We start from the raw sequence: 20,458 nt of genomic DNA, 5'->3' as shown, positions 1-20,458 counted from the left end.
ATGGAGGCTGAAGGGCCAGACGCGGGGCTGCCCCCGGACCGCGAGGACGTGGTGGCGGCGCTCCTGGCCCATCAGCGCCGCTTCCTCGCCTTCCTGGAGCGGCGCGTGGGCAGCCGGGCCGTCGCGGAGGACCTCTTCCAGGCGGCCTTCGCCCGCACCCTGGAGAAGGGCGGGGCGCTGAAGGACGGCGAGGGCGCGGTGGCGTGGTTCTACCGCCTGCTGCGCAACGCCCTGGTGGACCACCACCGCCGGCAGGCCGCGGAGGGCCGCGCGCTGGCGGTGGAGGCGCGCGACGCGGACGCCGCCACCGAGGACCTGGAGCTCCAGGGCGCGGTGTGCGCGTGCCTCGCGGACCTGCTGCCCACGCTCAAGCCCGAGTACGCCCGGCTCGTGCGCCAGGTGGACCTGGAGGGGCGCGCGGTGCCGGACGTGGCGCGCGAGGTGGGCATCACCCCCAACAACGCGGGCGTGCGGTTGCACCGGGCGAGGCTCGCGCTCAAGCGTTCGCTGGAGCGCGGCTGCGGCGCGTGCGCGGCGCACGGCTGCCTGGACTGCTCCTGCAAGCGGCGCCGCTGAAGCTCAGGGGCAGGTCGCCGCGTCGTCGTTCTGGTCGATGTTCATGCCCGCCAGCGGGTCGCCCTGGAACACGCCCGCCGCGAGCGCGGTGGCCCGGCACGTGGGCAGCTTCCGGTTGTCCACGACGACGAAGGCCTGCGACACGCGCGCGAGCTCCGCCATGCCGAAGTCCGTGAGCGCCGCGTTGCCCTGGAGGTTGAGGAACTCCACCTCGCGCAGCCGCGCCAGGTCGCCCAGGTTCGTCAGCGCCGCGTTCCCCTGCACCTCCAGGGTGCCCAGCCGGGTCAGTTGCTGGAGGCCCTCCAGGTTCGTCAGCGCCGCGTTGCCCACCAGGGTCACCGAGGCCGCGTTGCGCAGGGACGGCAGCAGGTGCACGCGCTGGAGCTTCTCGTTGAACTTCACGGAGAGGCCCTCGGTCACGTGCGACAGCGAGGGCATGTCCCCCACGCTCACGAGCGCCTTGTTGCCCTGGATGTGGATGCGGCCCGCGGAGGCGAGCCGCTCCAGCCCCGCCGTGTCTGGCAGCCGGGGGTTGCTGGAGATGATCAACTGCGCCACGGAGACGAGCTGGGCCAGCGGGTGGAGCACCTCCATCACCGCGTTGCCGTCCAACTCCAGGGTGCCGCCCACGTCCGTCAGGCGATCCAGGCCGAAGGGGCCGCTCAGCGCGGCGTTGTTCGCGATGCGCACGTCCCCGTGCACCTGGGTCAACTGGATGAAGGGCGTCCGGTCCATCCGGAGGTGGTCCTCGATGACGAGCGACCCTCGGAGCACGTGCACGTACGGGAGCAGGCCGGGGTCCACCAGCGCGTTGTTCGCGCGCAGGGAGATGCTGTCACCGGGCTGCACCGCCGCCAGCCCCTCCAGCGTGGGGAGCATGGGGTTGTCCTCCACGAGGAGGCTGCGCTCGACCACCAGCAGGGTGTCCGGCGCCGTGCCCAGCGCGAGCGCGTCCAGCCGGGCATTGGAGAGCACCGCCGCGCTGCCGCCCACGAAGCGCAGGGCGGGCAGGGACAGCCGGCGCAGGCTGGCGTTGCCGCGCACGGTGAGGCCGCCCTCGATGACCGCCAGCGAGGGGAGGGACGCGTCGGTGAGCGTGGGCGCGGAGATGACCAGCTCGCCCCGCAGGTGGGTGACGCCCTCGAGCGCGACCAGGTCCACGGGGCCCGTCACCGCGAAGTCCCCGTCATGCACGCGGGTGGCCTGGCACACGTAGACGGTCGCCGAGGCGCCGCCGCGGTCCACCTCGTCGTCGAGGTCCAGGTCCTGGAACGCGTCCACGCGCGTGCCACCGCGGGAGCAGTTCGGCCCCGCGGGCTCGGGCTGGTGGCGGACCTTCAGGTCGGCCGGTTGCAGGCCGCAGAAGAAGTGGGAGGCCTCCAGCTCGGACGTCGCGAGCGCGTCGTCCGCGTCCAGGTCCAGGCCCGCCTCCAGCGCCGTGCCGCCGCGGTCATCGCCGTCGCACGGCGCGGTGAAGGCCGTCAGCGGGCGCAGGCGCGTCAGGACGGGGGCCATCACGTCGCAGGCGTACACCTCCTGGGCAATCTCCTCGTCCTCCAGCAGCCCGTTGCCATTGGCGTCATGGCCCGCGTGCGACACCTGTCCGCCCAGGAGGCACCGCTCGCCCGGCCCCACCGGCCGCACGCGCAGGAGCACGTTGGCCACGGAGGAGTCGCAGACGTAGTCGGTGAGGGTGACCTCCGCGTCGTCCAGCACCCCGTCGCGGTCCAGGTCCAGGCCGGACTCCACGGTGTCCCCGCCGAACTCACAGTGCTCGCCAGGGGGCTCCGGGCGCACCCGGGTCTTCGCGTCGCGTTGGGTGATGTCCGCCAGGTCGATGGCATCACAGCCGCCGGTGAGGAGGGCCAGCAGCGCCCCCCAGGTCCCCCACATGCGTCGCATTCGATGCCCTCTCTGGTCGGGCCCCGACCTTGCTTCCCTGGCCATACGGCCCGAAGGGATTTTCCTGGCTGTTTCGCGGCGGGTCCTACCGGAAAAGACCCCGCGCGGACAAACCCGGGGCCCGCCTGGCGCCCTGCCTGGCGGTGGGAGGAGCGCGGGCGGCACGGGGTGGGAGAGGGAGGGTTACCCATGTGTAAGAGCGCGCCGGGTGCCGCGTTGGCCCGGGGAAAGGAGCCATCCCCATGACGCATCCCCACCCGCATTCCCCCGTCCCGTCCCCGCCCCGGCCTCCGCCCCGGCCTCCGCCCCCCATGGGCGGAGCGGGGCCCGCCATCGACCCCGTGTGCGGCATGGAGGTGGACCCTCGCGCGCCCCGGGGCGGGAGCTGGGAGCACGAAGGCCACACCTGGTTCTTCTGCAACCCGAAGTGCCGCCAGCGCTTCCAGGAGGACCCCGCGCGGTACCTCCAGCCCGGGACGCCGCCACCCCCCGCCGCGCCGGGCGCCGTGTACGTGTGCCCCATGGATCCCGAGGTGCGGCAGGACGCGCCCGGGGCGTGCCCGAAGTGCGGCATGGCGCTGGAGCCCGAAGCGCCGCCCGTCCTCCAGACGCGCGTCGAATACACCTGCCCCATGCACCCGGAGGTGGTGCGCGACGGGCCCGGCACCTGCCCCAAGTGCGGCATGGCGCTGGAGCCGCGCACGGTGATGGTGGAGGAGCCGCCGGATCCGGAGCTGCGGTCGATGACGCGCAGGTTCTGGGTGGGGCTGGCGCTGAGCGTGCCGCTGATGCTGCTGGGCATGTCGGACATGCTGCCGGTGCGGCACGGGCTGTCGGCCTCGGCGCTCGTGTGGGCGCAGTTCGCGCTGGCGACGCCGGTGGTGCTGTGGGTGGGCGCGCCGTTCTTCCAGCGGGGCTGGGCGTCGGTGCGGAACCGGCACCTGAACATGTTCACGCTCATCGCGCTGGGCGCGGGCGCGGCGTACGTCTTCAGCGTGGGCGCCACGCTGTTCCCGCACCTGTTGCCCCAGAGCGCGCGCACGGGGCACGGCGGCACCGCGCCCGTGTACTACGAAGCGGCGGCCATCATCCTCACGCTGGTGGCGCTGGGGCAGGTGCTGGAGCTGCGCGCCCGCCACGCGACGTCCGGCGCGCTGAGGGCCCTGCTGTCGCTGGCCCCCGCCACGGCGAGGCGCATCTCGGACGACGGCCATGAGGAGGACGTGCCGCTGTCCCAGGTGCACGCCGGGTGGCGCCTGCGCGTGCGCCCCGGTGAGAAGGTGCCGGTGGACGGCGAGGTGCTGGAAGGCGCGAGCTCGGTGGATGAGTCGCTCGTCACCGGAGAGCCCGTGCCGGTGGAGAAGGGGCCGGGCGCGAAGGTGACGGGCGGCACGGTGAACGGCACGGGCACGCTCGTGATGCGCGCGGAGCGCGTGGGGAAGGACACGCTCCTGTCGCGCATCGTCCAGCGCGTGGCCGAGGCGCAGCGCACGCGCGCCCCCATCCAGCGGCTGGCGGACCGCGTGGCCGGCGTCTTCGTGCCCGCGGTCATCGCGGTGGCGGGGGTGACGGCGGTGGTCTGGGGCGTGTGGGGCCCGGAGCCGAGGCTCGCGCACGCGCTGGTCAACGCGGTGGCGGTGCTCATCATCGCCTGCCCGTGCGCGCTGGGCCTGGCCACGCCCATGTCCGTGATGGTGGGCACGGGGCAGGGCGCGCGCATGGGCGTGCTCATCCGCGACGCGGCGGCGCTGGAGCGGATGGCGGCGGTGGACACGCTGGTGGTGGACAAGACGGGCACGCTCACGGAGGGCAAGCCGCGCCTCGTGACGGTGGAGCCCGCGCCGGGCGTGGACGCCTCCGCGCTGCTGCTCCAGGCCGCGAGCCTGGAGCGCGGCAGCGAGCACCCGCTGGCCGCCGCCGTGGTGTCGGGCGCGAAGGAGCGGGGCGTGTCCCCCGGGCGCGTGGAGGACTTCCAGTCCGTGCCGGGGCAGGGCGTCCGGGGCCGCGTGGAAGGACGCGACGTGGCGCTGGGCAACGCGGCGTTGATGCGGAGCCTGGGCGTGGAGGTGGAGGCGCTGACGGAGCGCGCGGAGGCGCTGCGCCAGGAGGGCCAGACGGTGGTGCTGGTGTCGGTGGACGGCCGCGCGGCGGGGCTCCTGGGCGTGGAGGATCCGCTGAAGCCGTCCACGCCGGAGGCCCTGGCGAGGCTGCGGGCCGAAGGGCTGCGCGTGGTGATGCTCACCGGCGACAGCCCCACGACGGCGCACGCGGTGGCGCGCAGGCTGGGCATCACGGAGGTGCTGGCCGGCGTGCAGCCGGACGCGAAGGGCGACGCGGTGAAGGCGCTGCAGGCCCGGGGACGCGTGGTGGCGATGGCGGGCGACGGTGTGAACGACGCCCCGGCGCTGGCGCGGGCGGACGTGGGCATCGCCATGGGGACGGGCACGGACATCGCGATGGAGAGCGCGGGCGTGACGCTGGTGAAGGGCGACCTGCGAGGCATCGCGCGGGCGCGCGGGTTGAGCCAGGGCGTGCTGCGCAACATCCGGCAGAACCTCTTCTTCGCCTTCGTCTACAACCTGCTGGGAGTGCCGCTGGCGGCGGGCGTGCTGTACCCCTTCCTCGGGTTGCTCCTGAGCCCCCTGTTCGCGAGCGCGGCGATGAGCCTCTCGTCGGTGTCCGTCATCGGCAACGCCCTGCGGCTGCGGCGGCTGAAGCTCTAGCCCGGCGGCCGGTCGGTCGGGCACGCGGGGCGGGGTGGTTGCCGCTCCAAGCGTGCCCACCGTGAGGGGAGGACTCCAGGACCCGAAAGGACGCCTCTCATGGCGAACGCGGAAGTGAACCGAAGCGATGACGACCTGCGCGAGTGCATCGACCACTGTCTGGCCTGTCACCGCGTCTGCATGGAGACGCTGGCGGACTCCCTGACGCGGGGAGGCCGGCCCGCCGAGCCGGGGCACCTCCGGCTGCTGATGGACTGCGCGGACATCTGCGAGACGAGCGCGCGGTTCATGCTGCGTGGCTCGGAGCTGCACTCGCGCACCTGCTTCGCCTGCGCGGAGGTGTGCGCCGCCTGCGCGACCGCCTGCGAGGCGATGGGCGACGAGGGGCGGATGAAGGCCTGCGCGGACGCCTGCCGCCGCTGCGAGGAGTCCTGCCGGAGGATGAGCGGTGGAGTGATGCCCCAGCCCCTCAACCCGGAGGCCGCCCAGCGCTTCGCCGACCTGCCCGCCTGAAGGGGGCGTGCACGGGGGCCCGGGCCCATTAGACTGGGCGCATGAACGCCCGCGAGGAGGGGCGCACCCCAGGTGCGTCCCCCAGTCACATCTCCGTCGTCCGGCTTCCGCACTCCTGGTTCATCCTCTGCGCGTCGCGCGAGCTGGGGGACAAGCCGCTCGCCCGCACGCTCCAGGGCACGCCCCTGGTGCTCTTCCGGGGCGAGGGCGGCAGGCCCGGCGCCCTGATGGACCGCTGTCCGCACCGCAACGTGCCCCTGTCGCTGGGGCGCGTGAAGGACGGGCAGTTGGAGTGCGGCTACCACGGGTGGCGCTTCGACACCGGAGGCCAGTGCCGGCTCATCCCCGGCCTGGTGGGCGAGCCCGAGGCCCGCTCCCGCTGCGCCGCGTCCTACGCGACGCGCGAGCAGGACGGCTTCGTCTGGGTCTACTCCACGCCCGGCGTGGAGCCCACGACGGAGCCCTTCCGCTTCCCGCTGCTGGACGCGGGGGACTACACCACCGTGCGCCGGGTGCTGCGCGCGCCCGGGTCGCTGCACGCGGTGCTGGAGAACACGCTGGACGTGCCGCACACGGCCTTCCTCCACGGCGGCCTGTTCCGCACCGCGGAGAAGAAGAACGAAATCGACGTGGTGGTGCGCCGGAGCGCGGACCGCGTGGAGGCGGAGTACCTGGGCGAGCCCGCGCCCAAGGGGCTCGTCGGGAGGCTGCTCGCGCCGGGCGGCGGGGTGGTGCAGCACTTCGACCGCTTCCTGATGCCCTCCATCGCGCAGGTGGAGTACCGCATCGGGGACAGGAGCCACATCCTGGTCAACTCCGCCATGACGCCGGTGAGTGACTGGGAGACGCTCGTGTACGCGGTGGTGACGGTGAAGCTGCCCGTGCCGCGCTGGCTGCTCCGGGCCGCGGTGCCCTTCGTGCTGCCCGTGGGCCTGCACATCTTCGGGCAGGACGCGCGCATCCTGGAGAAGCAGACGGACTCCATCCGCCGCTTCGGCACGGAGGCCTACGCCTCCACCGAAATCGACGTCCTGGGGCCCAGCATCCTGCGCCTGATGCGCGCCCAGGAGCGCGAGCGCGCCGCGCCGCCTCCGGACACGGTGCACGAGACGCGCGTGCGCATGCGCACGTGAGCGGCCTTCAGCCGGCCCTGGGCGCGGCCCGGGGCTGCACCAGCTCCGTGGAGAAGTAGCGCTCCATGCGGTCCGGGAACACCGTCACCACCTGGGCCTGCGGGCCCAGCCGCCTCGCCGCCTCCACCGCCGCCGCGTAGTTGAGGCCGGAGGACGGGCCCACCGGGAAGCCGCGGCGGATGAGCGCCCGCGCGGTGCGCATGGCCAGGTCGTCCGACACGTCCAGCTCCACGCGGCCCGGCATGTCCGCCTCGCGGTACAGCCGCGACAGGCCGTCCACCACGCCCGGCACGCGCGCGCTGAAGCTGCAACACTCGATGTCGCAGCCCAGCCCGGCGATGGGCCGCGCCACGAAGGGCGTCACCGGACAGCCCGCCTCCGCGAACGCCTGGTACAGCCCCACGATGGTGCCGCCCGTGCCCACGCCGCTCACCACCCCGTGCACCAGGCCGCCAGGCACCTGCGCCAGGATCTCCTGCCCCGTCCACACGCGGTGCGCCTCCGCGTTGTCCGGGTTCTCGAACTGGCGGGGCGCAAAGCCGCCGCGCTCCTTCGCCAGCGCCTCCGCCCGCGCGATGGCGCCCCGGATGCCCTCCGAGCGCGGCACCAGCTCCACCTCGCCGCCGTAGGCGCGGATGGCGATGAGCCGCTCCTCCGTCACGCCCTCCGGCATCACGGCCGTGAAGCGGCAGCCCATCTGCGCGCTCGCCAGCGCCATGGCGATGCTGGTGGAGCCGCTGGACGCCTCCACCACGTCGCCGCCCTGGCACAGCTCCCCCAGCCGCCACGCCTTCTCCAGCATGTACCGGGCGATGCGGTCCTTGGTGCTTCCGCTGGGGTTGAGGAACTCCAGCTTGCACCAGATGGTCGGACCTTCCGGGTCCAGCCGCACGGGCACGAGCGGCGTGGGCCCCACGGCCTGGAGGAAGCGACCATCAGCGGGGAGCGGGCGGCAGGGAGGGCGCATGGGCCATCCCTATCGCGAAACGCGCTGGCGGGGGAGTCACCCTGTTGTCCAGCGAGCGGCGGCGTACGCCCGGTCCCCCGGCTGTTCTGTCGGAGAAGACATTTTCCCACGTGCAAGACTTGGCGCACCCGGTGGCAGCCATTACGAAGATGGGCCACGGTTCCATCCGCCCGCATGCCCTCCGCGCCCATCATCCTCAACGTCAACGACGACCTGGCCAGCCGCTACGTCACCTCCCGCGTGCTGTCCCTGTCGGGCTTCCAGGTGCTGGAGGCGGGCACGGGCGGGGAGACGCTGGCGCTCGCGGACGAACAGACCGACCTGGTCATCCTGGACGTCCGCCTGCCGGACATGAGCGGCCTGGAGGTGTGCCGCCGCCTGAAAGCCTCCCCGCGCACGCGCAACGCGCTGGTGCTGCACCTGTCCGCGCAGGCGGTGGGCCCCGCGGACCGGGCGCAGGGGCTGGAGCACGGCGCGGACGCGTACCTGGTGGCGCCGGTGGATCCGGAGGAGCTGGTGGCCCAGGTGCACGCGCTGCTGCGCCTGCGCCGCGCCGAGCGCGAGGTGCGCGTCCTCTCCGACCAGGTGCAGCAGCAGCGCCGCCTGCTGGAGCTGGCCATGGGCTCGGCGGCGGACCCCATCGCGCTCTACGACGGTGACGGGACGCTCGTCTACGCCAACCAGGCGGTGGCCGCGTCGCGCGGCTCGCACCATGTGCACGTGCCGGGCAGGACCATGGACGCGCTGCGCGCGATGGACCCCCAACTGGAGGCCTTCGCGCAGTCGCTGGACGCGGCGCGGCGCACGGGCCAGGTGCAGCGCGGCCGCATCACCCTGTCGTCGGACCAGGGCCTCCGGCACTTCGAGTACACCATGTCGCCCGCCACCGGCCCCACGGGCGCGGTGGAGGCCGTCATCGCCACCGGGCAGGACGTCACGGAGGCGCGCAACGCGGAGGACTTCCGCGAGCAGTTCATCGGCATCCTGGGCCACGACCTGCGCAACCCGCTCAACGCGCTGTCCATGTCCGCGCAGCAGCTCCAGCGCCAGGGCGAGCTGTCCGACCGCCAGCGCGTCTTCACCGAGCGCATCCTCACCAGCGCCGAGCGCATGGAGCGGATGATCCGCCAGTTGCTGGACTTCGCGCGGGCGCGGCTGGGCGCGGGGCTGCCGGTGGTGCGCTCGCGGTGCGACCTGTTCGACGTGGTGCGCGGCGCCGTGGAGGAGTCGCGCGCCAGCCACCCCCAGCGCGAGCTGCTGCTGGAGGTGCGAGGGGACGGGCGCGGCGCGTGGGACGCGGACCGGCTGGAGCAGGTGGTGGGCAACCTGCTGTCCAACGCGCTCAAGTTCAGCCCGCCGGACTCCCCCGTGCGCGTGAGCGCGGAGGGGCTGGAAGGGGAGGCCGTGGTGCGGGTGCACAACCTGGGCGCGCCCATTCCGCCGGAGCAACTGCCATACCTCTTCGCCGCGTGGCGCCGCGCCGGCCGCAGCGACCGGGAGCGCGGCGCGGCCGGAGGGCTGGGCCTGGGGCTCTACATCACCGGCCAGATCGTCCGCTCCCACGGCGGCAGCGTGCAGGTGACCTCCACGGAGGCGCAGGGGACGACCTTCACGGTGCGGCTGCCGCGAGGCTGAAAAACCTACGGGTTTGACGACTCGTGGACGGATGCATTGCGTCCACCCTTCCGCATGCGCAGGGGCGACTCCACCCTGGGGGCATGGCCCCATCCGAAAAGCAAATCTTCGCCCAGAGCGTGGAAGCCCTCTTCGTGCGTGCGTTGGGGCCGTACCTGACGCGTGACGGGCGCCAGAAGCTGAAGGCCGCGGGCCTGAACCTCTCCGAGCCGCTGCGCCCCCACTACGCGCTGGAGCAGTGGCGCGTCTTCCTGGACATCGCCGCGCGGGACGTCTTCCCCGGCCAGCCGCTGGAGGCGGCCTACCTGGAGCTGGGGGCGCGCTACCTGAAGGGCTTCCAGCAGACGTCCGTGGGGCGGGCGAGCATGCAGCTCGTGACGCACCTGGGCCCGCGGAAGACGCTGGAGCGCGTGCCGTACAACCTGCGCGCGGGCAACAACTTCAACGAGGTCCGGGTGGAGGAGCTGTCGAAGCAGGACGCCACCCTGTGGGTGAAGGACGTGCTGGCGGACAACCCCTTCTTCGCCTGCGGCTTCCTGGCGGAGACGCTGCGCGCGTCGGGCGCGGGCTCACCGGAGGTGAGGCCCATCGCCTTCGACGGGACGGCGGCGACGTACCGGCTGACGTGGTCGCAGTCGCACGCGCAGCGGCCCGCGGGCACGCTGGCGCCGGTGCGCCGGCTCTACGGGTAGCGCACGGGCGCGGGCGGATCCTCCGGAGGCAGGGGGATGAACTCCGTCTCCGTGGGGACGGGCGCGAAGCGGCCCTCCTTCCAGTCCGCCTTGGCGGCCTCCAGGCGCTCCTTGGAGGACGACACGAAGTTCCAGAAGAGGTAGCGCGGGCCGTCCATGGGCTCGCCGCCCAGGAGCATCATCCGCGCGGAGGACTCCGCGTTGAGGATGATCTCGCTGCCCGGCTTGAACACGAGCAGCTCGCCGGGCTGGAAGCGCGTGCCCTCCACCTCCAGGGTGCCCTCCACGAGGTAGAGGCCGCGCTCCTCGTATTCGGAGGAGAGCTTCAGGCGGGAGCCCGCCTCCATCCTCGCGTCCCCGTAGAAGAGGTCGGAGTGGGCGCGCACGGGGGATTTGCCGCCGTGCATCTGGCCCGCGATGACGGTCAGGTGGACGCCCTCGCCGTCGATGACGGGGAGCGTGTCGGCGGGGTGGTGGACGAAGGCGGGGGCGACCTCTTCATGCTGCTTGGGGAGGGCGACCCAGGCCTGGATGCCGAAGAGGCGGCCACCGGCGGCGCGGGGTTCGGGGGCGGTGCGCTCGGAGTGGGCGATGCCCTGGCCGGCGGTCATCCAGTTCACGGCGCCGGGGCGGATGGGCTGCACGAAGCCCAGCGAGTCGCGGTGGAGGATTTCGCCCTGGAAGAGATAGGTGACGGTGGACAGGCCGATGTGCGGATGGGGGCGCACGTCCAGGCCGTGGCCGGGGTCGAAGTCCGCGGGGCCCATCTGGTCCAGGAAGATGAAGGGGCCGACCATGCGGCGGCGCGCGGAGGGCAGGGCGCGCCGGACATGGAAGCCATCGCCCAGGTCGCGCACGCGCGGGACGATGAGCGTCTCCAGGGAGGGCGGGGGCTCACGGCCCTGCAGGTCTTCTTCCCAGCTCATGGTGTGGCTCCTTTTCCGAGGGGCGCAGTGTGCCCCGGTTCGGGCGGGAGTGCGCGGCTCACTTGCCGTGGAGTGAGGCGCGGTGTCGGGTGCCTGTACAGGGGCGGAACTGGCTCAGTGGACCGAGCCTGTGCGGGATTCGGGCACGACCGCGGCTTCGCGAAACATCACGTCGGACGGGCCCAGTGCCTCGATTGCTTCGACGAAGCGTTCGTTGACGAAGGTGAACGTCGTTCCGTTCGCGGGGCGGAAGATGGCCACATCGTGAGGGAGCGCATCTCCGTCCAGCCAGGGCTCGGGCGAGATTCGTGCCTCGTACCCGCCGCATGTTGGGCACTTGGGGCCTGTCAGGACCGCGTCCCGGTGCAGAAGCCCGCGCAGGGGAAGCTCCAGCTCATACAGCACGACTCCTGAATCGAGTCCTTGTAGCTCCGCGCGCACAGGAACGAGCCCCCGGATCCCCACGGCCTGGAGGTGCCGCGAAGCCTCCTGCGTGACCAGTACCTCCCAGCCGTAGCGTGCGCTCAAGGGGCCGAAGGTTCCGCGCGCCGTGCCTCGAAGCGGACCGAACTGCATGCCGGGTTCCGGGGACAGACCGGCTGGGAGGAGCAGCCGCACATGGGACACAAGGCGAGCGTATTCCGCGTGGGGTTCGACACGTGGCTCCACAAGCAGGTCGCGCTCGGGCAACGAGGATAGATCAACGCGGGGAAGCGCGAACTGGCCACTCCAGTCATGCACGTTGATGCCCTTCGACTGTTGATAGGCACTGTGGACCCATCAAGTCCTGTTGTCGCTGGGGGCAATTGCGAGCAGGAACGTGGGGCGCATAGCCTCACGGATATGGAGGCAGTATGGGAAATCGTTGCTACGGAACTCGTAGCCGGATGTGCCACATCGTACCGGCCTCAAATGGAAACCCTGGCAGGTCTTCCTGGGCTCGGCATTCTCGTTGAGAAGATTCCCATCAATGCAGGCGTGACTCGAGCCGACGTTGTTGTCATGGCGGAACTCGCTCTCCGGCGGGCAGGAATTCGAGTCCTCACAGACGAAGAGGTCGTCAAATCAGTTGCTAGTGCGTACCTGCACATTGCCGTGGATGTCGGTGCCCTCAGCAGGCCGACGGACCTCAGACTTTACAATGGGAAACGAGCATACGGCGTCGTCACCTGGGAAACCGGCGGCCAGTACGGAGCTGTCCCTAACCGTGAGATAGAGTCAATTGTTCGCATGGCGCTCGCACCTATGCTCGACAGAGTCTGCAATGACTTCCTGAAGGCAAATCCGCCGCCCCTTCCCGCCGCGCGGCCTGCGCCAAAGCGCCGAGACCCTAAGATTGAAGAAGTTGATCCACAGTCCGTGAGTGATTCGATGCCCCTGTGAGCGATGCATGTACTGGTGCACTTGGCACGTTGCCGTTCGAGCCCACTTCCTTCTCGACTCTTCGTAGCTACGTTCCCTCATAGGTCGCTCTCAGGTCTTCCATCCTCACGAAGTAGCGCCGGGGCCACGACGCGGCCTCTGGCTCGGTGCGAATGAGGGCTGTGTAGTCATGTGCCTCGTAGAACGCCGCTGCGTGCGCGTTCTTCGCGTCCACGACGACGACGAGCCCTCCAATGTCCGTGTTGACGCGCAAGGTCCTGCGGTGGGCGTCATCGAGCAGATGCTCCCCGATGCCCATGCCCTTGCACCGCTCGTCGCGCGCAAGGCGCCCGATGAGGATGGCGCGGACCGGATAGTCCGGTAGCCGCCGGATGACGGGCGCAGGCAGGTTGCTGCGCTCCAGTTGGATCCAGGTGAGTGTGTAGAAGCCCAGCACCCAGGGCAGCTCAGGCCGTCCGTCGGGCCGGTGGAGCACCCAGGTCCGGTTCTCCTCGCGGCGCCCCTGCTGCGTAGCCTGTTGTTGGAAGAAGCGAGTGAGCGCCTCCTCCTCACAGCGGAAACCACTGGCAGCGTCCTTGCTGGTGATGGCGGTGAGCTCGGGAAACATCAGGGAGACCGTCATGACGGCACCCCCCTTTCGTTTCTCCAAAACGTTAGCGGGCCCTCTTGCGCGCAAGCTTCCGAAGCCGGGGCAGCGGCTTCGCGGGCTTCTCCAACGCTTCCACGAGCCGGTCGAAGTCACTGTCGGGCAGCACGACGCGGCCTTCCTCTCGGGCGTTCCATTCCAGCCGGGTGAGGGATGGTGAGCTGTACTCAGCAAGCACCTGATGCTTCTCGTCCACGAAGGCGATGCGGCGGCCCAGGCTCGCCTCGAGCACGGCCTTGGCGAAGAAGCCCAACGCCTCCTTGATGACCTCGGTGTTGTCGATCTGGAGCTTGCTCCGAAGTTGCTCAAGCTGGGTTCCATAGGGCGCAGGAAGCGTTGCCTGCAGGCGGTAGGAGGAAGTCGTCATGGCGGGCACTCCGTTGCCAACGGCTTGAGGGGAGCAGGGTCTCTTCCGCGAGGGCATCGATGTGCGAACGGATGCCCACTGGAAATTCAGTAGAAATCTACTGACATTCCAGCCGCTTTCAATCCGCCACCAGGGTCATGCACGGAACCGGGCGGCACCGTGATGCGGTGTCCTGTGGCGAGGTGATAACTGCCCGCCTGGGTGCCCTGCGTCCTGCTGGGGAGACGAATCCGTCGACGGTTCGGGGGTATACGCGGGCCCTCCGACATCCCCCTGACCTGGGGGCAGGAGAGGGCACCCCCCGTCCGTTGACGCCGCGCTGTACCTGTGTTCAGGCTGGCTGTCTGGGAGCCCGCCATGTCCCCTCAAATCGCCCTCGCGTTCACGTCGGAGTTCGCGGCCCACCCGGCGCTCGCCGCCTTCCACCCGGTGGTGCGGCGCTGGTTCGCTTCACGCCTGGGCGAACCCACCCGTCCGCAGATTGAAGGCTGGCCCCTCATCCACGGCGGCCATGACGTGCTCATCGCCGCGCCCACGGGCAGCGGCAAGACGCTCACCGCGTTCCTCGCCGCGCTGGACTCCCTGTTCCGGCTGGCGCTCGACGGCACGCTCACCGACCGCACCCAGGTCCTCTACGTGTCGCCCCTGAAGGCCCTGGGCAACGACGTGCAGAAGAACCTCCTCCAGCCGCTGGAGGAGCTGATGACCCTGGCGCGCGAGGAGGGCTACGAACCCCAGCAGCTCCGCGTCCAGGTGCGCACCGGTGACACGCCCGCGGGCGAGCGCGCCCAGATGGTGCGCCGCCCGCCGCACATCCTCATCACCACGCCCGAGTCCCTCTACCTCTACCTCACCGCCGAGCGCGCCCGCGCCACCCTGCGCCACGTGCGCACGGTCATCGTGGACGAGATCCACGCGCTCGCTCGCGACAAGCGCGGCAGCCACTTCGCGCTGTCCATGGAGCGCCTCAAGGCCCTCACCGACGTGCGCCCCCAGCTCCTGGGCCTGTCCGCCACGCAGAAGCCGCTGGACGCCATCGCCGGCTTCCTCACCGGCGCGTCCCTCACCGAGTGCAAGCGCGTGGAGGTCGGCCACCAGCGCCCGTGGGACCTCAAGGTCGAGATTCCGGACGCGGAGCTGTCCTCCATCGCGAGCCACGAGATGTGGGGGCAGGTCTATGACCGGCTCATCCAGCTCTCCAGCGAGCACCGCACCACGCTCATCTTCGTCAACACGCGCAAGATGTCCGAGCGCGTGGCCCACGACCTGGGCGAACGCCTGGGCCAGCAGTGGGTGGCCGCTCACCACGGCAGCATGTCCCGCGAGATGCGCCTGTCCGCGGAAGAGCGCCTCAAGGCCGGCCAACTGCGCGTGATGGTGGCCACCGCGTCGCTGGAATTGGGCATCGACGTGGGCAACGTGGACCTGGTCGTGCAACTGGGCACCACCAAGGCCATCTCCGTGCTGCTCCAGCGCGTGGGCCGCGCGGGCCACCACAAGGCGGGCATCTCCAAGGGCATCCTCTTCGCGATGACGCGCGACGAGCTGGTGGAGTGCGTCGCGCTCCTCAACGCCGTGCGCGAGGGAGACCTGGACGCGGTCCGCATCCCCAAGAAGCCGCTGGACGTGCTGGCGCAACAGATCGTCGCCGCGTGCGCGTGCGAGGAGTGGGACGAGCGCGCCCTCTTCAGCGTCTTCCAGCGCGCGTACCCGTACCAGGACCTGACCTGGGAGGAGTACCAGCAGGTGCTGGAGATGCTGTCGGAGGGCGTCTCCGAGCGCCGGGGCCGGGGCAGCATCCACCTGCACCGCGACCGGGTGAACCAGCGGCTCAAGGGGCGCCGGGGCGTGCGCATCACCGCGCTCACCAACGGCGGCGCCATCCCGGACACGTTCAACTTCAGCGTCACCGCGCAGCCGGAAGGCAAGGTGGTGGGCACGCTGGACGAGGACTTCGCGGTGGAGTCCTCGCCGGGGGACATCTTCCTGTTGGGCAGCACCGCGTGGCGCATCCAGCGCGTCGTGGGCAGCACGGTGATGGTGGAGGACGCGAGGGGCGCGCCGCCCAACGTGCCCTTCTGGCGCGGCGAGGCCCCGGGCCGCACGGACGAGCTGAGCCTCCAGGTGGGCCGCCTGCGCGAGGAGCTGCTGCGCCACGATGACCCGGCGGGCTTCCTGGAGAAGCTCCTGCGCGTGCCGCCGCCCGCGGTGGACGCGCTCCTGGGCTACCTGCGGCTGGGCAAGAAGATGCTGGGCGACGTGGTGCCCAGCCACAACCAGGTCGTCGCCGAGCGCTTCTTCGACGAGGCGGGCGGCATGCAGCTCATCATCCACGCGCCGTTCGGCAGCCGCATCAACCGCGCGTGGGGCATGGCGCTGCGCAAGCGCTTCTGCCGCTCGTTCGACTTCGAGCTGCAGGCGGCGGCCACGGAGGACGGCATCCTCCTGAGCCTGGGGGAGCAGCACTCGTTCCCGCTGGCGGACATCTTCGACTTCCTGCACCCGGACAACGTGGAGGAGGTGCTGGTGCAGGCCATCCTCCAGGCGCCGATTTTCGGCACGCGCTTCCGGTGGGTGGCGTCGCGGGCGCTGACGCTGCACCGGATGATGGGGGGCAAGCGCGTGGCGCCGAACCTCCAGCGCGCGCGCAGCGAGGACCTGCTGGCGGCGGTGTTCCCGGCGCAGGTGGGCTGCCAGGACAACCACGGAGGCGGGGACGTGGAGCTGCCGGACCATCCGCTGGTGAAGCAGACGATGGACGACTGTCTGCGCGAGGCGATGGACATCGACGGGCTGCGCGAGGTGCTCCGGCGCATGAAGGACGGGCGCATCCAACTGGTCGCGCGAGACGTCCCGGAGCCGAGCGTCTTCGCGCACGCGCTCATCAACAGCCAGCCCTACACCTTCCTGGACGACGCGCCGGCCGAGGAGCGCCGCGTGCGCAACGTGGCCCTGCGCCGCGCGATGCCCGCGGAGGACGCGGCGGCGTTCGGAGCGCTGGACGCGAACGCCATCCGGCAGGTGGTGGAGGACGCCGCGCAGCCGATGCGCGACGAGGACGAGCTGCACGACGCGCTGTTGCAACTGGTGCTGGTGCGAGCCTCGGAGGTGCCGCGAGGCCTGGAGACGGGCCTGTTCAAGCAGGGGCGCGTGGCCTGGCTGGAGCGGCAGGGCGGGCGGTTCCTGGTGTCGGCGGAGCGGGGCAACGCGGTGCGCGCGCTCTTCCCGGACGCCGTGACGCAGCCGGTGTTGCCGGTGCTGGAGTACGACCGGCCGGTGGAGCGCGACGCGGCGGTGCTCCAGGTGGTGCGCGGGCGGATGGAGCTGGTGGGGCCCACCACGGTGACGGAGCTGGCGCGGCTGACGCTGTTGGATGCGGACGACATCAACCTGGCGCTGCACCATCTGGAGAGCCAGGGCAGCGTGCTGCGAGGCCAGTTCCGGGCGCAGGACGACGTGCCGGTGCCTCGGGACGCGGACGGGAGCCCGGTGTTGGAGTGGTGCGACCGGCGCCTGCTCCAGCGCATCCACCGGCTGACGGTGGGGCGGCTGCGCCGCGAGATTGAACCGCTGAGCCCGCAGGACTTCATGCGCTTCCTCTTCCGGTGGCACCACCTGGAGGACGTGGACGCGCTGCGAGGCAGCACGGGATTGCTCAAGGCGGTGCGGTTGCTGCAGGGGTACGAAGCGCCGGCCTCCGCGTGGGAGCGCTTCCTGTTGCCCGCGCGCATGCGGGGCTACACGCCGGACCTGATGGAGCGCGCGTGCTACGCGGGCGAGGTGGCGTGGGGGCGGGTGACGCTGAAGGATCCGCCGAAGCCCGCGGGCCCGCGCCGGGGCGCGCCGGTGTTGGAGGCGCCGGAGCCGGTGGTGGCGAAGCGGTCTTCACCGACGCGCAACGCGCCGTTGACGTTCACGGTGCGCGAGGACCTGGAGTGGATGCTCGCGGCGGCGCGTCCGCACGCGGTGCTGGCGGACGGGGGCGTGTGGACGCCGCCGGACCTGAGCGCGGCGGCGAAGGACGTGGTGGGCGTGCTGGAGCGGCGGGGCGCGTGCTTCTTCCAGGACCTGGTGACGCGGGCGCGGCGGCTGCCGGCGGAGGTGGAGGACGCGCTGTGGGAGCTGGTGGCGAAGGGACTGGTGACCGCGGACGCGGTGCAGAACCTGCGCATCCTGCAGAGCCCGGCGCACCGCAAGCGCCAGAAGCTGCTCAACCGGGGCGGCCCGGGCCGCTGGAGCCTGCTGGCGCCGTCGGAGCCGAAGTCGCAGGAGGAGGTGACGGAGTCGCTGGCGAAGCTGTTCCTCCAGCGCTACGGCATCGTCTGGCGCGACCTGGTGATGCGCGAGTCATTGGCGCCCACCTGGCGCGAGCTGTTGTTCGTCTACCGGCGCATGGAGGCGCGAGGCGAGCTGCGAGGAGGGCGCTTCGTGTCGGGCTTCGTGGGGGAGCAGTTCGCGCTGCCGGAGGCGGTGGACATGGCGCGGGCGGTGCGGCGCGCGGCTCCGTCCGGTGTGCGCATCCAGTTGTCCGGAGTGGATCCGCTGAACCTCACGGGCGTGGTGACACCGGGCCCGCGCGTGGCGGCGCTGCCGAACAACGTCGTCACGTACGTGGACGGGATTCCGCAGGGCGTGGACGCGGTGGAGGACGCGCCGGAGAACGAGGACGCGGAAGCCGATGGACCGCTCGCGCAGGTGAACTGACCTGCGCAGGACAGGGGCCGCTCGCGGCTCCTGGATTGTGTTGTTGGTGGCGATGGGATGCTCGGCGCCGCATCCAGACATCCGCGTCCGCCAGCTTGGCAGTGGCATGTACGAGGTCGAGGGGCCGTTGGCGGGGCCCTTCAAGACGCGGGAAGAACTGGCTCAAGTCGCTTGTGAGCGGATGATCCAGATGCCCGGTGCTTCGACCCTGCATGGCAGGCAGGGCAAGGAATACTGCGCGCTCTGGTACTACTCCCCCCAAGCGGAGGCGTACTTCCTCAGCTACTTCTCGGACCTGGGAGGTGACGGAGCGGGCGGCAAGAAGTTCTGCAAGGTGCCGCTGGCACTCCGGGATGCCAACACCCGTGACCCTGTCATTCTTGGGCCCGCGCACCCGCATCCCCACAACTGGGAGTTCTCCCGCGAGGACATGGGCGCGAACCACGAGCCGAACTGGTCACCTTGGGGCTCCGCTCGCTTCGTGGACAAGTCCGGGCGGGTCTGGGAGCACGAACTGCTCCTCTTCTATGGGCCTCGGAATGGCGGATGCCTTGCGTACGACTACAACTACTCCTCCCGGATTGTGTCGGCGCTGCGAGGTGGAAAATGGATCCCCATTGGGAGGGCTTCCGGAACAGCGGGGGACTTCAGCTTCGACCTGTTCGAGGGGCAGTCATGGTTGCCGTAGTCGTTCGCAGGGAGGATTCCCGATGAAGACGTCCATGTGGATGGCCCTGCTCTGCCTGCCACTGGCCGGGTGTTCGTTGCTCGGGTACCACAAGGTGGAGAAGGCTTCATGGGCGCCTCCCGAAGAGGCCGCCGCCGTGGTGTTCCCGAACTCCTTCAAGGAAGGTGTCCACCTGGAGGGCCCCATGATGTCCGCCCTCGAGGTCGCGATGAACGAGTTCCTGCCCCCGGGCTCGGAGCTCCAGACCCAGGACCCCGACAAGCGCATGGCTCAGTGTCTCTCCAGGCGAAGCAGCTACGACACGCATGTCCTCCAATCGGGAGCCGACCTCTTCTTCGTGTGGTTCTCTCCGAATCCATCGCGCTGCGGCTTGAATGAGCCCATCCTGGATGGGGGCGCCGTCTACGCGATTGATGGACAGGGACGCATCCTGGACAGGAGGTAGCGGTGATTCGATTCGGACCGTGGAGCACCACCCTGGGACTGGCCGCGGGCTTTGGCGCGCTCGTCTCCGTGCTGCTCCTGACGGCTTCCGGGAACCGCCCGGCGAACCGGCTCCTGGCCGCGTTGCTGGGCGTCTCCGTGCTGCGGCTGATGCCCTATGTCCTGGGCTTCGCGGGCTTCTATGACGCGTATCCCTGGCTGTCCTTCGCGCCGTTCGACCTGGGCCTCGCGACCGGGCCGCTGCTCTATCTCTATGTCCGTCGCCTCGTGACGCCCACGCTGCCCGCTCGCGCGTGGCGGCACTTCGTTCCCGCTGGCGTCATGCTCGGCTACACGCTGTGCGCGTTCGCGCTGCCCCTGACGTGGAAGTCGCGCTGGAACGACTCCGTCCATGAGCCGTGGATCGCTCCCGTCGAATCCGCCGCGAACATGCTCTCGCTCGCGGCGTACCTGGTGGCCTCCGTCCACTTCCACGGCCGCTACCAGCGCTGGCTCCTGGAACACGTCAGCGACCGGGACTCGCATCGCCAGCAGTGGATCACGACCGTGCTCGTGTCGCTGGAGCTGGGGTGGACCGCGACCGTGGGCTTCGCGTTCGTGGACCGGTTCCTGACGCCCCTCAGCTACTACGACCGCTTCCCCCAATACCTGCTCTTCGCGGCCATCGTCCTGGGGCTGGGGCTGGAGGGCTGGCGCCATGCCGGACATCGCTTCCCCCAGTGGGCGCTCCGCGCCGACGGCGCCCCCGCGCCGGACCGCGACTGGGCCGCCCTGGCCGCTGGATGGGAGGCCCGCATCCAGAGCGCGGGCTGGTGGCGCGAGCCGGGCCTCACCCTCTCCGATGTCGCCCGCCGCCTGGGCACCAACGAGAGCTATGCGTCGCGCGCCTTCAACCGGGGACTGGGCCGCAACTTCAACACCGTCATCAACGCCATGCGCGTGGCCGCCGTGCAGCAGCGGCTGGCCTCCAACGACCCGACACCGCTGCTGACGATGGCGCTGGAGGCGGGCTTCGCCTCCAAGGCCAGCTTCAACCGCATCTTCCGCGAACACACCGGCCTCAGCCCCTCCGCGTGGCGGACGGCTCAACAAACGAAAAACCGCGCGCCTCCAGGACTTGAGACGACGGAGGGGGACGTGCCGGCGTAGCTCTCCGGCC

The 20,458-nt window shown here is 71.0% G+C and carries 17 protein-coding genes; 11 read left to right on the top strand and 6 right to left on the bottom strand.

All coding sequences use genetic code 11. The features are described from left to right. Positions 1 to 576 (top strand): RNA polymerase sigma factor, encoded by a 576-nt coding sequence (locus tag K8556_RS15125; protein WP_223740777.1) that lies wholly within the window; start codon positions 1 to 3, stop codon positions 574 to 576. 3 nt (positions 577 to 579) lie between these two features. On the opposite strand, the gene K8556_RS15120 is transcribed toward K8556_RS15125, so the two are convergent. Further along, entirely contained in the window at positions 580 to 2,478 is a 1,899-nt protein-coding gene (locus tag K8556_RS15120; protein WP_223740776.1) for a hypothetical protein, read from the bottom strand. Between the two features lie 242 nt (positions 2,479 to 2,720). On the opposite strand from K8556_RS15120, the gene K8556_RS15115 reads away from it, so the two are divergent. The 3 genes from K8556_RS15115 (at position 2,721) to K8556_RS15105 (ending at position 6,847) form a co-directional block, all read left to right on the top strand. Then, on the top strand, positions 2,721 to 5,201 hold the full coding sequence (locus K8556_RS15115; RefSeq protein ID WP_370639926.1) for a heavy metal translocating P-type ATPase: 2,481 nt from the start codon (positions 2,721 to 2,723) through the stop codon (positions 5,199 to 5,201). 99 nt (positions 5,202 to 5,300) lie between these two features. Then, positions 5,301 to 5,714 (top strand): four-helix bundle copper-binding protein, encoded by a 414-nt coding sequence (locus K8556_RS15110; protein WP_223740775.1) that lies wholly within the window; start codon positions 5,301 to 5,303, stop codon positions 5,712 to 5,714. 41 nt (positions 5,715 to 5,755) lie between these two features. Then, complete coding sequence (locus K8556_RS15105) at positions 5,756 to 6,847, top strand: aromatic ring-hydroxylating dioxygenase subunit alpha (RefSeq protein ID WP_223740774.1); 1,092 nt, start codon at positions 5,756 to 5,758, stop codon at positions 6,845 to 6,847. A gap of 7 nt (positions 6,848 to 6,854) precedes the next feature. Here K8556_RS15105 and K8556_RS15100 read toward each other — a convergent pair whose 3' ends face one another. Next, complete coding sequence (locus K8556_RS15100) at positions 6,855 to 7,814, bottom strand: PLP-dependent cysteine synthase family protein (RefSeq protein ID WP_223740773.1); 960 nt, start codon at positions 7,812 to 7,814, stop codon at positions 6,855 to 6,857. A gap of 174 nt (positions 7,815 to 7,988) precedes the next feature. On the opposite strand from K8556_RS15100, the gene K8556_RS15095 reads away from it, so the two are divergent. After that, positions 7,989 to 9,449, top strand: a complete 1,461-nt coding sequence (locus tag K8556_RS15095; RefSeq protein ID WP_223740772.1) for an ATP-binding protein — start codon at positions 7,989 to 7,991, stop codon at positions 9,447 to 9,449. An 83-nt stretch (positions 9,450 to 9,532) separates the two neighbouring features. Then, a complete protein-coding gene (locus tag K8556_RS15090; RefSeq protein ID WP_223740771.1) occupies positions 9,533 to 10,141 on the top strand; it encodes a DUF2378 family protein in 609 nt (202 codons plus the stop codon). On the opposite strand, the gene K8556_RS15085 is transcribed toward K8556_RS15090, so the two are convergent. Together K8556_RS15085 and K8556_RS15080 are read right to left on the bottom strand one after the other, a co-directional pair. Then, on the bottom strand, positions 10,132 to 11,067 hold the full coding sequence (locus tag K8556_RS15085) for a pirin family protein (protein WP_223740770.1): 936 nt from the start codon (positions 11,065 to 11,067) through the stop codon (positions 10,132 to 10,134). The two genes, K8556_RS15090 and K8556_RS15085, sit on opposite strands and share 10 nt — an antisense overlap. A 114-nt stretch (positions 11,068 to 11,181) precedes the next feature. Further along, on the bottom strand, positions 11,182 to 11,808 hold the full coding sequence (locus K8556_RS15080; RefSeq protein WP_223740769.1) for a double-CXXCG motif protein: 627 nt from the start codon (positions 11,806 to 11,808) through the stop codon (positions 11,182 to 11,184). A 171-nt stretch (positions 11,809 to 11,979) separates the two neighbouring features. Between K8556_RS15080 and K8556_RS15075 the strand changes: the two genes are divergently transcribed. Then, complete coding sequence (locus tag K8556_RS15075) at positions 11,980 to 12,450, top strand: hypothetical protein (RefSeq protein WP_223740768.1); 471 nt, start codon at positions 11,980 to 11,982, stop codon at positions 12,448 to 12,450. A 67-nt stretch (positions 12,451 to 12,517) separates the two neighbouring features. On the opposite strand, the gene K8556_RS15070 is transcribed toward K8556_RS15075, so the two are convergent. Both K8556_RS15070 and K8556_RS15065 read right to left on the bottom strand, forming a co-directional pair. Then, on the bottom strand, positions 12,518 to 13,072 hold the full coding sequence (locus K8556_RS15070) for a GNAT family N-acetyltransferase (protein WP_223740767.1): 555 nt from the start codon (positions 13,070 to 13,072) through the stop codon (positions 12,518 to 12,520). Positions 13,073 to 13,103: 31 nt separating this feature from the next. Further along, positions 13,104 to 13,463, bottom strand: coding sequence for a DUF1778 domain-containing protein (locus tag K8556_RS15065; RefSeq protein WP_223740766.1), 360 nt, complete (start codon positions 13,461 to 13,463; stop codon positions 13,104 to 13,106). A 357-nt stretch (positions 13,464 to 13,820) separates the two neighbouring features. On the opposite strand from K8556_RS15065, the gene K8556_RS15060 reads away from it, so the two are divergent. The 4 genes from K8556_RS15060 to K8556_RS39770 all read left to right on the top strand — a co-directional run bounded on the left by K8556_RS15060 (position 13,821) and on the right by K8556_RS39770 (position 20,448). Continuing rightward, entirely contained in the window at positions 13,821 to 18,167 is a 4,347-nt protein-coding gene (locus tag K8556_RS15060; protein ID WP_223740765.1) for a DEAD/DEAH box helicase, read from the top strand. A gap of 106 nt (positions 18,168 to 18,273) precedes the next feature. Continuing rightward, complete coding sequence (locus K8556_RS15055; protein ID WP_223740764.1) at positions 18,274 to 18,855, top strand: hypothetical protein; 582 nt, start codon at positions 18,274 to 18,276, stop codon at positions 18,853 to 18,855. 22 nt (positions 18,856 to 18,877) lie between these two features. Next, on the top strand, positions 18,878 to 19,300 hold the full coding sequence (locus tag K8556_RS15050; RefSeq protein ID WP_223740763.1) for a hypothetical protein: 423 nt from the start codon (positions 18,878 to 18,880) through the stop codon (positions 19,298 to 19,300). 2 nt (positions 19,301 to 19,302) lie between these two features. Further along, the gene (locus K8556_RS39770) at positions 19,303 to 20,448 is read left to right on the top strand and encodes a helix-turn-helix domain-containing protein (protein WP_223740762.1); all 1,146 of its coding nucleotides are present in this window, start codon (positions 19,303 to 19,305) and stop codon (positions 20,446 to 20,448) included. The last annotated feature ends 10 nt before the right edge of the window (positions 20,449 to 20,458 follow it).

The sequence above is a fragment of the Corallococcus sp. AS-1-12 genome (genome assembly GCF_020036995.1).
In the GTDB taxonomy this organism is placed as follows: Bacteria; Myxococcota; Myxococcia; order Myxococcales; family Myxococcaceae; genus Corallococcus.
This window is presented reverse-complemented; position numbering and strand designations above follow the sequence as displayed.